The sequence below is a fragment of the Lutaonella thermophila genome (assembly GCF_055387725.1).
The window spans coordinates 119194-133249 of sequence record NZ_AP043783.1 but is presented as its reverse complement, the minus strand read 5'-3'; the positions used below and the strand labels follow the sequence as shown (position 1 = coordinate 133249).

15 protein-coding genes are annotated in these 14056 nt (G+C 34.2%); 12 read left to right on the top strand and 3 right to left on the bottom strand.

Annotated features, from left to right (window positions below):
- Nucleotide 1: 1 nt before the first annotated feature.
- Nucleotides 2-862: a prephenate dehydrogenase gene (locus tag ACZ5CF_RS00690; RefSeq protein WP_464579696.1), complete on the top strand. Its 861-nt coding sequence runs from the start codon at nucleotides 2-4 to the stop codon at nucleotides 860-862.
- 7 nt (nucleotides 863-869) lie between these two features.
- Complete coding sequence (locus ACZ5CF_RS00685; RefSeq protein WP_464579695.1) at nucleotides 870-1952, top strand: chorismate mutase; 1083 nt, start codon at nucleotides 870-872, stop codon at nucleotides 1950-1952.
- Nucleotides 1953-1989: 37 nt separating this feature from the next.
- Here ACZ5CF_RS00685 and ACZ5CF_RS00680 read toward each other — a convergent pair whose 3' ends face one another.
- Nucleotides 1990-2454, bottom strand: coding sequence for a hypothetical protein (locus tag ACZ5CF_RS00680; RefSeq protein WP_464579694.1), 465 nt, complete (start codon nucleotides 2452-2454; stop codon nucleotides 1990-1992).
- 120 nt (nucleotides 2455-2574) lie between these two features.
- On the opposite strand from ACZ5CF_RS00680, the gene rsgA reads away from it, so the two are divergent.
- The 8 genes from rsgA to dnaG all read left to right on the top strand — a co-directional run bounded on the left by rsgA (nucleotide 2575) and on the right by dnaG (nucleotide 11029).
- Nucleotides 2575-3525, top strand: a complete 951-nt coding sequence (gene rsgA, locus ACZ5CF_RS00675) for a ribosome small subunit-dependent GTPase A (RefSeq protein WP_464579693.1) — start codon at nucleotides 2575-2577, stop codon at nucleotides 3523-3525.
- A 2-nt stretch (nucleotides 3526-3527) separates the two neighbouring features.
- Entirely contained in the window at nucleotides 3528-3980 is a 453-nt protein-coding gene (dtd, locus tag ACZ5CF_RS00670) for a D-aminoacyl-tRNA deacylase (RefSeq protein ID WP_464579692.1), read from the top strand.
- A gap of 67 nt (nucleotides 3981-4047) precedes the next feature.
- Complete coding sequence (locus tag ACZ5CF_RS00665; protein ID WP_464579690.1) at nucleotides 4048-4374, top strand: nucleotide pyrophosphohydrolase; 327 nt, start codon at nucleotides 4048-4050, stop codon at nucleotides 4372-4374.
- 57 nt (nucleotides 4375-4431) lie between these two features.
- Nucleotides 4432-5664 carry a 3-phosphoshikimate 1-carboxyvinyltransferase gene (aroA, locus tag ACZ5CF_RS00660; RefSeq protein ID WP_464579689.1) on the top strand — a complete coding sequence of 411 codons (1233 nt, stop codon included), beginning with the start codon at nucleotides 4432-4434 and terminating at the stop codon, nucleotides 5662-5664.
- A 99-nt stretch (nucleotides 5665-5763) separates the two neighbouring features.
- A complete protein-coding gene (gene queA / locus ACZ5CF_RS00655; RefSeq protein WP_464579688.1) occupies nucleotides 5764-6813 on the top strand; it encodes a tRNA preQ1(34) S-adenosylmethionine ribosyltransferase-isomerase QueA in 1050 nt (349 codons plus the stop codon).
- A gap of 126 nt (nucleotides 6814-6939) precedes the next feature.
- Entirely contained in the window at nucleotides 6940-7980 is a 1041-nt protein-coding gene (gene rlmN, locus ACZ5CF_RS00650; protein ID WP_464579687.1) for a dual-specificity RNA methyltransferase RlmN, read from the top strand.
- A gap of 44 nt (nucleotides 7981-8024) precedes the next feature.
- On the top strand, nucleotides 8025-9002 hold the full coding sequence (locus ACZ5CF_RS00645) for a polyprenyl synthetase family protein (RefSeq protein WP_464579685.1): 978 nt from the start codon (nucleotides 8025-8027) through the stop codon (nucleotides 9000-9002).
- Between the two features lie 68 nt (nucleotides 9003-9070).
- Nucleotides 9071-11029: a DNA primase gene (dnaG, locus tag ACZ5CF_RS00640; RefSeq protein ID WP_464579684.1), complete on the top strand. Its 1959-nt coding sequence runs from the start codon at nucleotides 9071-9073 to the stop codon at nucleotides 11027-11029.
- A 4-nt stretch (nucleotides 11030-11033) separates the two neighbouring features.
- Here the strand turns inward: dnaG and ACZ5CF_RS00635 are convergent, their stop codons facing one another.
- Together ACZ5CF_RS00635 and nadE are read right to left on the bottom strand one after the other, a co-directional pair.
- The gene (locus ACZ5CF_RS00635; protein WP_464579682.1) at nucleotides 11034-11660 is read right to left on the bottom strand and encodes a response regulator; all 627 of its coding nucleotides are present in this window, start codon (nucleotides 11658-11660) and stop codon (nucleotides 11034-11036) included.
- A 164-nt stretch (nucleotides 11661-11824) separates the two neighbouring features.
- Nucleotides 11825-12613: an NAD(+) synthase gene (gene nadE / locus ACZ5CF_RS00630; protein WP_464579681.1), complete on the bottom strand. Its 789-nt coding sequence runs from the start codon at nucleotides 12611-12613 to the stop codon at nucleotides 11825-11827.
- A gap of 121 nt (nucleotides 12614-12734) precedes the next feature.
- Between nadE and gldB the strand changes: the two genes are divergently transcribed.
- Nucleotides 12735-13697 carry a gliding motility lipoprotein GldB gene (gene gldB / locus ACZ5CF_RS00625; RefSeq protein WP_464579680.1) on the top strand — a complete coding sequence of 321 codons (963 nt, stop codon included), beginning with the start codon at nucleotides 12735-12737 and terminating at the stop codon, nucleotides 13695-13697.
- Complete coding sequence (gene gldC, locus ACZ5CF_RS00620) at nucleotides 13697-14035, top strand: gliding motility protein GldC (protein WP_464579678.1); 339 nt, start codon at nucleotides 13697-13699, stop codon at nucleotides 14033-14035. The genes gldB and gldC overlap by 1 nt, the downstream gene beginning before the upstream one ends.
- Nucleotides 14036-14056: the final 21 nt, after the last annotated feature.

Here is a 14056-nt window from a genome sequence, read left to right as displayed (position 1 = left end):
TATGAATGTTTTTGTAATAGGAGTAGGTTTAATAGGAGGATGTATTGCATTAGATTTTAAAAAGCAAATCCCACATACTACCGTGTACGGTATAGATAACAATCCGGAGCATTTACAAAAAGCCTTAGCTTTAGGAGTTATAGATAAAAAAGCACAGCTAAAAGACCTCTCTCAAGCAGATGTAGTAGTTGTGGCAGTGCCTGTAAATGCAATTGTAAGCATACTTGCAGAAGTGCTGGATAATGTTAATGACAATACTGTAGTTTTTGATGTGGGTTCTACGAAAGCCCCAATTTGCGAAGCAGTGCAAAACCATAAAAACCGAAGAAATTTTGTGGCAGCACATCCAATTGCTGGAACAGAATTTTCCGGACCCGAAGCAGCACATATAGGTTTATTTAAAGGAAAAACTAATATAATTTGTGAAGTAGAAAAAACAGCTTTCACCATTCAAGAAAAGGCACTTTCTTTATTTGATGCTTTAGGTATGCGTATTCGATATATGAATCCTGTTTCTCATGATAAGCACATAGCCTATGTATCACATTTATCGCATATAAGTTCTTTTATGTTGGGCAAAACTGTTATAGAAGAAGAAAAAAACGAACGTGATATTTTTGATATGGCAGGCTCTGGTTTTGAAAGTACTGTGAGATTGGCTAAAAGTTCGCCTAAAACATGGACTCCAATCTTCCAACAAAACAAACAAAATATAATAGCTTCGTTAGAGCAGTATATTGAAAACTTACAACAATTTAAAGCCTTTATGCAAGCAGATGATTTTGATGCTGTTTTTAACGAAATGGAAAACACAAATAGGATTAAAGATATTTTAAACGGAATGATTAAGACAATTAGTTAATTGTAATATGAAAAATAGTAAAACATTACGAAAATGGTTAGACAACCTGCAGCTATCGCATCCGTTAGTAATTGCAGGTCCGTGTAGTGCAGAAACAGAAGACCAGGTTTTAACAATAGCACACCAATTAAAAGATACAGATGTAACGTATTTACGCGCCGGTATTTGGAAGCCCAGAACCAGACCCGGAAATTTTGAAGGCGTAGGTGCTATTGGTTTAAAATGGCTGCAAAGAGCCAAAGAAGAAACCGGAATGAAAACAGCTATAGAAGTAGCTAATACTACCCATGTTAAACTTGCATTAGAGCATGATGTAGATTTACTTTGGATTGGAGCTCGCTCTACCGTTAGCCCTTTTATTGTACAAGAAATAGCCGAAGCACTCTCCGGAACAGATAAAATTGTTTTGGTTAAAAACCCTGTAAATCCGGATTTAGCATTATGGTTAGGGGCTGTAGAACGTTTACATCAAGCCAACATAAAAAACCTCGGAGTAATTCATAGAGGATTCTCTACATACGAGAAAACTAAGTACAGAAATATTCCTGAATGGCAGTTAGCTATAGAGCTACAAAATCGTTTCCCGGATTTACCATTATTATGCGACCCATCGCATATAACCGGTAAAAGAGATATGGTATTTGATATTTCGCAAACAGCACTCGATTTAAATTTTGACGGGCTAATGATAGAAACACATAATGATCCTGATAATGCATGGAGTGATGCAGCTCAGCAAGTAACACCGTCAATGTTGGTGCAAATAATGCGCGACTTGAAAATTAGAAAAGAAACAGACCCTGAAGCAAGCTATTTGAATACATTACAGAATTTAAGAGCCCAAATAGATGTTTTAGATCATCAGATTATTAATGCGCTTGGCAGTAGAATGAAAATAGCCGATAAAATAGGAGAACTTAAAAAAGAACGTAATGTGGCTGTGCTACAGAGTAAAAGGTGGAATGAAATTTTAGGAAAAATGATTTTAGAAGGAGAACAGCAAGGATTAAGCGAAGAATTTGTGCTACGTATATTTAAAGCAATCCATCAAGAATCTATAAACCATCAAGAGAAAATTCTAAATAGTTAATAAAAAAGCCTCAAACAATGTTTGAGGCTTTTTTATTTTAGTTTGTAATTGGTTTTTTAAAAATATATCGTGTTATAAAAATACCTTGTCCGTCTCCTTTTCCCGCATCACTTTCTACAGCACTTACTACAAATGCAAGTTCCCATCCATCTGCAACCATTGTATTAATTTTAGAGGTTATAACAGCATCATTAGCAGCTATGTTTTGAAATCTTATACCACCTAAATTATAAAAATTAAGCAGCTTAGTTTCTTCAAAATTTTTAACTCTAATTTCTGATCTGTTAGATTTGTTGCGTTTATTTTCTTCTTTATTGTCAGATCTAGATGAGGTAAAATCATTATAATCACGTTCTTCTGAAGCAGAAACAATACGCGAACGCCCTAGTCCGTTAGGCACTATAGACTCTACACTGGTAATAACTTTGTATTCGTATTGCTGAGCATAATTAAAAGAGAAAAAGCCTACAGAGAGTAAGGCAGCAAAAAGTAATTTTTTCATATTTAAGTCTTTAAATAAATTATTTATAGTTGGCTAAAATAGGTAATACTAAACCAGACAATGCTAAAAACCTAAGAAAATTGTTTATTTGTAAAGCAAAAGTTTAAAACGTATGTGTTTATGACCGGAACAGTATATAAATCTACAGGAAGTTGGTACACCGTTAAGGTAAACAACAATACGTTTTACAATTGCAGGCTAAAAGGAAAGTTTAGAATTAAAGGGATTAAAAGTACAAATCCGGTTGCCGTTGGCGATGTTGTAGATTTTAATTTAGAGCAAATTGGCGATGAAACCGTAGGTGTAATTTACAATATTCACGATCGCCAGAACTACATCATCAGAAAATCGGTTAACTTATCTAAACAAGTTCATATAATTGCTGCTAATATAGATCAGGTTTTTTTATTAGTAACCCTAAATAATCCGGTTACATTTACCACTTTTATAGATAGATTTTTAGTTACAGCAGAAGCTTATAACGTTAAAGCTATTTTACTATTTAATAAAATAGACACCTATAATGAAGACGAACTGTTAGAGGTAAAGTATTTAGCTGCTATGTACCGTGAAATAGGGTATGAATGTATTGGAATATCGGCTACTACCGGCAAAAATGTAGATAAGGTTAAAGCTTTAATGAAAGGAAAAACAAGCATGTTCTCCGGTCATTCCGGGGTTGGAAAATCAACATTAATTAATGCCATAGAACCTTCACTTAATCTAAAAACAGCAGAAATATCTAAGCAACACATGCAAGGGCAACATACTACTACATTTGCAGAAATGTTTGATTTAAGTTTTGATGCCAGAATTATAGATACTCCCGGAATACGAGGTTTCGGGATGGTAGAAATGGAAAAGCAGGAAGTTGGCGATTATTTTCCTGAGTTTTTTGCCTTAAAAGCACATTGTAAATTTAATAACTGCTTACATGTAAACGAGCCTAAATGTGCGGTTAAAGAGGCTTTAGATAATGATGAGTTATTTTGGAGTCGATATAAAAGTTATTTGCAAATTCTTGAAGGCGACGACGAGAATTACAGAGTAGATGAGTATAAAGATATGTAATTATGCGGGCAGTAATACAAAGGGTTTCATCGGCAAAAGTATGCGTTAACAACAGTACCGTGTCAAGCATAAAAAACGGGTTGTTAATTTTATTAGGTATTGAAACAGAAGACACTAAAGAAGATATAGATTGGTTGACGGCAAAAATTGCTCGACTACGAATTTTCAATGATGAAAATGGTGTTATGAATAAATCTGTTTTAGATGTAAATGGAGATGTTATAGTAGTCAGTCAGTTTACTCTACATGCATCTACAAAAAAGGGAAACAGGCCATCGTACATAAAGGCTGCTAAACCGGATGTGGCAATCCCGTTGTACGAAGAGTTTGTAAAAAAACTTGAGCAAGAAACAGGTAAAAAAGTTGGCACAGGTAAATTTGGGGCACATATGGAGGTCTTTTTAGTAAATGATGGTCCGGTGACTATAATTATAGACACAAAACAAAAGTATTAACACCTAATATTACTTTAGCAAATATTAACTTTGTAACGTTGTTACAGCGCACTAATTACAGTTTAAGATGAATATAAAAGATGCACAAAAAGCAGTAGACGATTGGATTAAAGCTCATGGCGTTAGATATTTTAATGAGCTTACTAACATGGCACAATTAACCGAAGAAGTTGGAGAAGTTGCCAGAATTATAGCCAGACGCTATGGCGAGCAAAGCGAGAAAGAAAGTGATAAAGAGAAGGATTTAGGAGAAGAGCTGGCCGATGTTGTTTTTGTTGTACTTTGTTTAGCAAATCAAACCGGGATTAACCTTGAAGAAGCCTTTAACAGAAAATTAGAAAAGAAAACAAAACGAGACCATAATAGGCATCATAGTAACAAAAAATTACAGTAAGGACTTTTTTAATTTATATTTGTTATCCCGAGCAATTGTTCGGGATATTTTTTTGTTATGAATATTAAAGCAGCTAAACAAAACAACATAGTTTCCGGAGAAATTACTATTACTGGTTCTAAAAGTGAAACCAACAGATTACTTTTACTACAAGCCCTATATCCGGATTTGAGAATAAGCAATGCATCAAATTCAGATGATGCACAAGCAATGGCAAAAGGGCTTAAAGCAGAAAATAAAGCAACAGTTAATATTCATCATGCAGGTACAGCAATGCGCTTTTTAACAGCTTATTTTGCTGCCAACCCTAATAAAGAAGTTGTTTTAACTGGTTCTGAGCGCATGCAAGAACGCCCCATAAAAATACTTGTAGATGCATTACGTCAATTAGGAGCAGATATAACTTATTTAAAAGAAGACGGGTATCCGCCATTAAGCATTAAAGGAAAAGCACTAAACAAGAATAAAGTTTCATTAAACGCAAATATTAGCAGTCAATATATATCGGCACTGTTGCTTATAGCACCTAAATTATCTAATGGTTTACAATTAACATTAGAAGGCAAAATAACCTCTGTGCCCTATATAAATATGACACTTTCGCTGTTACAAGAAATTGGTGTAACAACAAGTTTTTCAGACAATAAAATCTCTATCAGTCCATTAAAAAATATAAGTAAACCAATAACTATTACTGTAGAATCAGACTGGTCTTCTGCATCTTATTTTTATAGCATTTTAGCACTTTCAGGTGTAGGCTCTCAAGTAACATTGTCTTCATACAAACCCAATAGCTTACAAGGAGATGCCGTATTATCTAGAATTTATAAGCAATTTGGGGTAGAAACTGTTTTTAATCGTAATACTATAACGCTTAAAAAGCAGCATAATAATCTGCCTGAGCTAATTAATTTAGATTTAGCAAATGCTCCAGACATTGCTCAAACCATAGCTGTAACGTGTTTTGGTTTAGGAATTAAATGCTATTTAAAAGGGCTACATACTTTAAAAATTAAGGAGACTGATAGGTTAGAGGCACTAAAAGCCGAACTCTCAAAGCTGGGAGCACAAGTAAAAACAACAGCTTCAGAATTGTATTTAGAAGCCTCAAATAAAATTAACGAAAACATTGCCATAGCTACCTATAATGATCACAGAATGGCAATGGCTTTTGCGCCTTTAGCATTGAAAGTACCTATTATAATTAATGATGCAGAGGTTGTTACAAAGTCTTACCCAAACTTTTGGAACGATTTAAAGCAACTATCATTTACCATATCTGAGCTTTAGCTTATTTAACATATTGCTACTCAATGTAAATTAATTGTCAAAATCCTTGACAACCCCTATGTTGAGATTGTATATTTGCGCCCTATTAAAACAAACCCTATGAAATTATCTAATTTTAAGTTTGATCTTCCAAAAGAGTTATTAGCTGAACATCCGGCAGAGAACAGAGACGAGTCTCGTTTAATGGTTGTTCATAGAGATACCGGAAAAATAGAACACAAACTTTTTAGAGACATTATAGATTATTTTGATGAAGGCGATGTAATGGTGTTAAATAACACCAAAGTTTTCCCGGCAAGATTATACGGGAACAAGGAAAAAACCGGTGCCAGAATTGAGGTTTTCTTACTTAGAGAGCTTAACCAAGAACAACGCTTATGGGATGTATTGGTAGATCCGGCTCGTAAAATTAGAATTGGAAACAAATTATACTTTGGTGAAGACGAAAGCTTAGTTGCTGAGGTTATAGATAATACCACATCTCGTGGCCGTACACTTAGATTTTTATACGATGGATCGTATGAAGATTTCAGAAAAAAATTAAAAGAATTGGGGCAAACTCCACTTCCAAAATATATTAAGCGTGATGTAGAGCCAGAAGACGAAGAGCGCTACCAGACTATTTATGCAAAGCACGAAGGTGCAGTAGCAGCGCCAACGGCCGGGCTACATTTTTCTAAGCACTTACTTAAGCGTTTAGAAATTAAAGGAATTGAATTTGCAGAACTTACACTTCACGTAGGATTAGGTACTTTTAATCCGGTTGAGGTAGAAGATCTTTCTAAACATAAAATGGATAGCGAGGAGCTCTATATTGGCCCGGAAGCTGTTAAAATTGTAAATAATGCCAAGAAAAATAAGCGTAAAGTTTGTGCTATTGGTACAACTGTTATGCGAGGTTTAGAAAGTTCTGTTTCTTCAGAAAAAACATTAAATACGTTTGAGGGGTGGACTAATAAATTTATTTTCCCTCCATACGATTTTAGCATTGCTAACTGTATGGTTACAAATTTTCATACACCAAAATCTACATTGTTAATGATGATTTCTGCATTTGCAGGTCATGATTTAACCATGAAAGCATACAAAGAAGCAATCGCAGAAAAATATAGGTTTTACTCGTATGGCGATGCCATGCTAATACTTTAAAAATAAAAGCCTCGTTTAAAACGAGGCTTTTTTAATTTCATAAAGATTAAACTGCAAATTAATACTGCTATCGTATTACTTCCCTTTTTGTAAGAATAACTAAAATTCTAAGTACTTTTGCAGCATATGCAAACTACCAAAAAAGATATTAGAGCATTAAGCAAAGAGCAGCTTAGGGTTTTTTTTGTGTCTCAAGGTGATAAGGCTTTTAGAGGAAATCAGGTGTATGAATGGCTTTGGAATAAATCAGCACATTCTTTTCATGAAATGACAAACCTGTCTAAAGCTACGCGTAAAATGCTCGAAGATAATTTTGTGATTAATCACATACAAGTAGACCATATGCAACGAAGCTCAGACGGCACTATAAAAAATGCCGTTAAATTGCATGATGGGTTAGTGGTAGAATCGGTTTTAATCCCAACAGAAACCAGAACCACAGCTTGTGTGTCAAGTCAGGTAGGCTGCAGCTTAGATTGTAAGTTTTGCGCAACAGCAAGGCTAAAACGAATGCGCAACTTAAATCCAGACGAGATTTTTGATCAAGTAGTAGCAATAGATAAGCAAAGCAAATTATACTATGGCAGACCCCTATCTAATATTGTGTTTATGGGAATGGGAGAGCCATTAATGAATTACAACAATGTGCTAAAAGCCATAGATAAAATTACATCGCCGGAAGGATTAGGAATGTCTCCAAAACGTATAACACTTTCTACTTCTGGAGTTCCTAAAATGATTAAAAAATTAGCAGACGATGGTGTAAAGTTTAAGTTAGCGGTATCGTTACACTCTGCAATAGATGCAGTAAGAACTAGTATAATGCCTTTTAATGAAACTTTTACCTTAACAGATTTAAGAGAGGCTTTAGAGTACTGGTATAAAAAAACTAAAAGTAAAATTACTTACGAATACGTAGTATGGAAAGGAATTAACGACACTCCCAAAGACATAGCTGCTTTAGTGAAGTTTTGTAAATATGTACCCAGTAAGGTAAATTTAATTGAGTATAACCCAATAGATGATGGCCAGTTTCAGCAAGCATCAAACCAAGCCATAGAAGCCTATATAGAAGCGCTAGAAAATAACGGAATTGTTGTAAAAGTTAGGCGTTCTCGTGGAAAAGATATTGATGCAGCTTGTGGTCAGTTAGCCAACAAATCTTAAGTTTAGCCAAACACTTTAACAGAAAATAGTACCTTTATCAGAGCATGAAGATTGTAGAGCAAATTAAAGCCCCAATTCATGAAGAAATGGAACTTTTCGAGAAAAAGTTTCATGAATCCATGTCTTCAAGGGTACCACTAATTAACAGAATTACGTACTATATAGTTAACAGAAAGGGCAAGCAAATGCGCCCAATGTTTGTTTTTTTAGTGGCAAAATTGGTTTCTGGAGGTACTGTAAACGATAGAACATACAGAGGCGCATCGGTAATAGAACTTATTCATACTGCAAGCTTAGTGCATGACGATGTGGTTGATGACTCTAATAGACGTCGTGGGTTTTTTTCTATAAATGCACTTTGGAAAAACAAAATTGCAGTTTTAGTTGGAGACTATTTATTGTCTAAAGGCCTATTGCTTTCTATAGATAACAATGATTTTGATTTGCTTGAAATAATCTCTGTAGCAGTGAGAGAAATGAGCGAAGGCGAACTTTTACAAATAGAAAAGGCCAGAAGGTTAGACATTACAGAAGACGTATATTATGAAATAATTAGACAAAAAACGGCAACTTTAATAGCCTCATGCTGTGCCTTAGGAGCTTGCTCTGTTAAACCTAATTCAGAAGAAGTGGCTTTAATGAGAAAGTTTGGAGAGCTTATAGGGATGGCATTTCAAATAAAAGATGATTTGTTTGATTATGGCGAAGATAGAATTGGTAAACCAACAGGGATTGATATTAAAGAGCAGAAAATGACGCTCCCATTAATTCACGTGTTAAATAATTGCTCTAAAGCAGAAAAAAAATGGCTTATTAACTCTGTTAAAAATCATAATAAGAACAAAAAACGAGTTAAAGAGGTTATACATTTTGTAAAAGAAAAAGGTGGTTTAGACTATGCAGAGCAAAAAATGAAAGACTACCAAAAAGAAGCCTTGCAACTTTTAAATTCATACCCTGAATCTCCTTACAAAGAAGCACTAACTTTAATGGTAAATTATGTTATAGATCGTAAAAAGTAATTAGGCAAATAATTACTATTTTTAGTAAGTGCAAAACGCTTCATCAACACAAAAAAATTAAGTTGTAAGTGATATCTAAATCTACCATAGATAAAGTATTTGAAGCTGCCCGAGTAGAAGAAGTTATTTCAGATTTTGTTCAATTAAAAAAATCAGGCTCTAACTACAAAGGGTTAAGTCCGTTTACAGATGAACGAACCCCAAGCTTTATGGTTTCTCCTGTAAAGCAAATCTGGAAAGATTTTTCTTCCGGAAAGGGAGGTAATGTAGTTGCTTTTTTAATGGAGCACGAACATTTTACATACCCTGAAGCTATTAAATACTTAGCTAAAAAGTATAATATTGAAGTAGAAGAAACCAAACAATCACAAGAAGATAAAGCCCTTATTAATGAGCGTGAAAGTATGTTCTTAGTGAGCAAATTTGCACAAGAATACTTTCAAGACACCCTATGGAATTCTGAGGCAGGCAAGGCAATAGCACTTACATATTTTAAAGAGCGTGGGTTTACGCCAGAAACTATTAAAAAATTTGGTTTGGGCTACTCTCCGGATGAGTGGGATGCTTTTACAAAAACGGCATTACAAAAAGGGTATAAGCTAGAATTTTTAGAGAAAACTGGGCTTACTATTGTTAAAGAAAACAAACAGTTTGATAGGTTTAAAGGCCGAGTAATGTTCCCGATTCATTCAATGAGTGGAAGAGTGTTGGGCTTTGGAGGCAGAATTTTAACCAACACTAAAAAAGCGGCTAAATATATTAATTCTCCTGAGAGTGAAATTTATCAAAAAAGTAAAATACTTTATGGTATATATCAGGCCAAACAAGCTATTGCAAAAGAAGATAATTGCTATTTAGTAGAAGGCTATACAGATGTTATTCAGTTTCATCAAGCCGGCATAAAAAACGTGGTGGCGTCAAGTGGTACTGCGCTTACACCAGATCAAATAAGGTTAATAAACCGATTAACAAATAATATTACAGTTCTGTTTGATGGCGATGCAGCCGGATTAAGAGCATCTTTGCGTGGGGTTGATTTAATTTTAGAACAAGGGATGAATGTTAGGGTTTGTACTTTTCCGGAAGGAGAAGACCCTGATAGTTTTGCTAGAAAGAATGATTTTGAAGAGATTGTTCTTTACCTACAAGAAAACGCCAAAGATTTTATTCAGTTTAAAGCTTCATTGCTGGTTGCAGAAGCTCAAAATGATCCTATTAAACGAGCAGAAATAATTAGAGATATTGTAAATAGTATCGCTAAAATACCTGATAGGATTAAACGCGAGGTTTATATTCAGGAGTGTTCCAGAATTATGGACATTTCTGAAGATGTATTGTTTAATACACTTGCTCAAATTGGTAAAAAAGAGCTGGCAGACGCCAATAAAAAATTTAAAAAACAACAAGAAGCTTTTAAGGTTGTTAGAGATCAGGAGCAAGACATTAAAAAAGTAGATGTACAGTATGAGCTTGAACGTAAAATAATTGAGATTTTATTGCTGTATGGAAATTGTACAGAAACATTTGAAGATTTAGTTTTTAAAGAAACAGAAACAGGTGAACTTAAGCTTGAAAGAGAATTACAAGAATGTAAAGTCTTCGAAAAAATATTTTTAGACTTACAGGCAGATGAAGTAGATTTAACAAACCAAATATTCAGGTCTATTTACTACAAGCTAATTACGCAATTAAACGAAAATCCTGATTTTACAATAACAGAATTTGTGCAAGAATTAGAGCCGGACATGGCTCAAGAAGTTACATCTATTTTAATGGACGATGAAAAGTATGTGCTTCATGATTGGGACCGAAAAAATATTTATGTAAAACCCAAAGAGAGTGGTATTGCACAATTGGTTAGCGAAACTATTTTAAGTTTACGGTGTCATTTAATTAATAAACGTGTAGAGCAGCTACAGCAAGAAACACTTCAAACAAAAAATGGTAATCATGAAATCTTAGAAGAAATCATGAATTACCATCAATTAAAAATAATTTTATCTAAAAAGTTAAACCGAGTGTTGTAAAAGATTAATAAAGCTCAAGTGCTTTTGCTTGTTGTAGTAAATCTACCATGTTATCTACATTAAGCTTACGCATTAATCTGGCTTTATAGGTACTAACTGTTTTTTCATTAAGGTTTAGCTCTTCGGCAACATGTTTATTACGTTTTCCGGCAGCAAGAAGCTTTAGCACTTCAACCTCACGAGTAGAAAGTTTTCTAAAGAAACGTCTTGGACGTTGAGTACCTTCATCAAACGCCAAACGTTGCGCAAGTTCGTTGGTTATAAACATATTTCCTTCGGCAACTTTTTTAATAGCATCTTGTAATTGATGTAAACTTGCTTCTTTAGAAAGATAACCGGAGGCTCCGGCTCTTATGGTACTCATGGCATAAACGTCTTCAGATTGAGCGCTAAACATAAGTACTCTAACTCCTGCGAATTCTTTCTTTAATTTGCGTAGTGCAGTAACACCATTAATTTCTGGGATGTCCATTTCCATGACAATTACATCAGGAGTTTTCTTAGAAAGAAATGCAAAAAGTTCGCTCGTGGTACTTACACTACCAATAATATTAAATTCTGACTCAGGAAGTGCATGCTTAATTCCTTCTCTTACAACTGGATGATTGTCGGCTACTAATACGTTAATCATAATTTTTGGTTTTTTGTTAGTCTTATAAAACCACCACAATATGTTAAGCCGTTCATCGATAAAGACCTACTATTGTTTAGGTTTGGGGTGTAGTTGTTTATTGTAAAATTATATAAAAATTTACGGATTATGTAAAAGTTAAGTTAAAATCGTCCTAAGGTAATTTATTTTAGTTCATCTGGTATTTTACACACAGGAATTGCCATCATTTTGTGCTTGTTAGCTGTATTTAATTTCTTATAAAGCTGAAAAACACGTAATTGTTCTCCATTAAAATCTGATGCTTTTTTACCTGCTTCTACCATATTCATGGCCCATTCAAGTTGGTTATAAGTTGCTCCTAATTGGTCTTCATCTGTCCTATCATCTCCCCAAAGACCGTCAGTCGGAGCAGCTTTAATTATATCTTGGTTAACATTTAAAAATTTTGCAATCTCATAAACTTCACTTTTCATTAAATCAGCAATAGGGCTAATATCTACTCCTCCGTCACCATATTTTGTAAAAAAACCAACACCAAAATCTTCAACTTTATTTCCGGTTCCTGCAACTAAATAACCGTTAAGTCCGGCAAAATAATACAATGTAGTCATTCTTAATCTTGCCCTGGTATTTGCCATGGCTAAGTTGTATTTTTCTGTGTTATCGCTTGTTGGGACTACATTAGTAAATGTATCAAAAACATCGGTTAAGTTTACGGTACGCCCGGTAACATTCGTGAAGTTTTTTTCTAACCAAGCAATATGGTTTTGAGCCCTTGTAACTTGACTCTGAGCTTGGTGTATGGGCATTTCTAAACACAAAACATCTAACCCGGTTTTAGCACAAAGGGTAGAGGTAACAGCAGAATCTATACCGCCAGATACACCAACAACAAAACCTTTAATGCCGGCATTTTCTGCATACCCTTTTAACCAAGTAACTATGTGTGTAATAACTTTTTGGGTTTTCATAGTATTGTGTTTTTTTATGAATTGTACCTTTGTGGCAAATTTACATTGTACGTATAAATTAAACAGCAGTTTGGCAGAACAAACTAACAGTTGTTAATTTATGCAAAGTTTATTAAAAACTATGAGAAAAACCTGCTTTGTTTTAATTGTTTTAGTGCTCTTTTTTGCCGGATGTAAAACAGAAAACGCCAGTAACAAACAGATAGAAGCTATAGACGTAAGTGTTACTATAGATAGATTTGACCAAAAATTCGCGTCGGTAACACCAGAAAACCTTCATCAACTAAAAAAAGAATATCCGTACTTGTTTCCGGCACAATATGCAGATAGTGTATGGATTGCTAAAGTAACAGATACTTTGCAGCAAGAACTTCATAGTGAGGTTAACAAAGCTTTTCCGGATGCAGATTTTATTAATAAAGAGCTTACGCTTTTTTACAAACATGTGCTTTATTATTTTCCCGAAACTCAAGTTCCTAAAATAATAACTATCACAAATAATGTAGATTATCAGCAAAAAGTACTTCTTGCAGATAGTTTGTTGTTTATTTCGTTAGACACCTATTTAGGTGAAGACCATAAGTTTTATGGTGGAATTCAAAAATATATTCGCAAAAATTTACGCCCCGAACTAATAGTGAGTGATGTGGCGTCTGAATTTGCAACAAATAAAATATCACCGGCACAAGACCGCACCTTTTTAAGCCATATGATTTATTATGGGAAAGAGCTTTATTTGAAAGATCTTTTGCTTCCGTTTAAACCGGAATCCGATAGAATTGGTTACACAAAACAAGAGCTAGAGTGGGCCAAGGCTAACGAGAGTGAAATTTGGCGTTATTTTGTAGAACGAGAATTATTGTTTGATACAAACAGTAAGCTGTTGGCAAGATTTGTTTATCCGGCACCATTCTCTAAATTTTATTTAGCAATAGATAATGAGTCGCCCGGAATGATAGGAAAATTTATAGGATGGCAAATTGTTCGATCTTTTATGGATAAGAATGATGTTTCTGTAGAGAAAATGCTAAAAATGCCTGCCGAAGAGATTTTTAAAAATGCTAATTATAAACCAAGTAAATAATGAGTGCGCATAAATCTGATATTTTATTACAAGTAGAATTAGACGAAAATAAAATTCCTGAAAAATTATATTGGACTGCTAAAGACGGAGGAGTAGAAAACGAAGAAGCAAAAGCAATGCTGCTTTCTGTTTGGGATAGTAAAAACAAAGAAACGCTTCGTATTGATTTGTGGACTAAAGAAATGCCTATTGACGAGATGCGAATATTTTTTCATCAAACACTTGTTGCAATGAGTGATACCTATTACAGAGCTACAAACGATGAGAAAATGACAGAAACCATGAAAGACTTCTGCGATTACTTTGCCGAAAAATTAGAGTTAAAAAAAGGTAAGTAATTATTTTTTTTGTAGACTAAC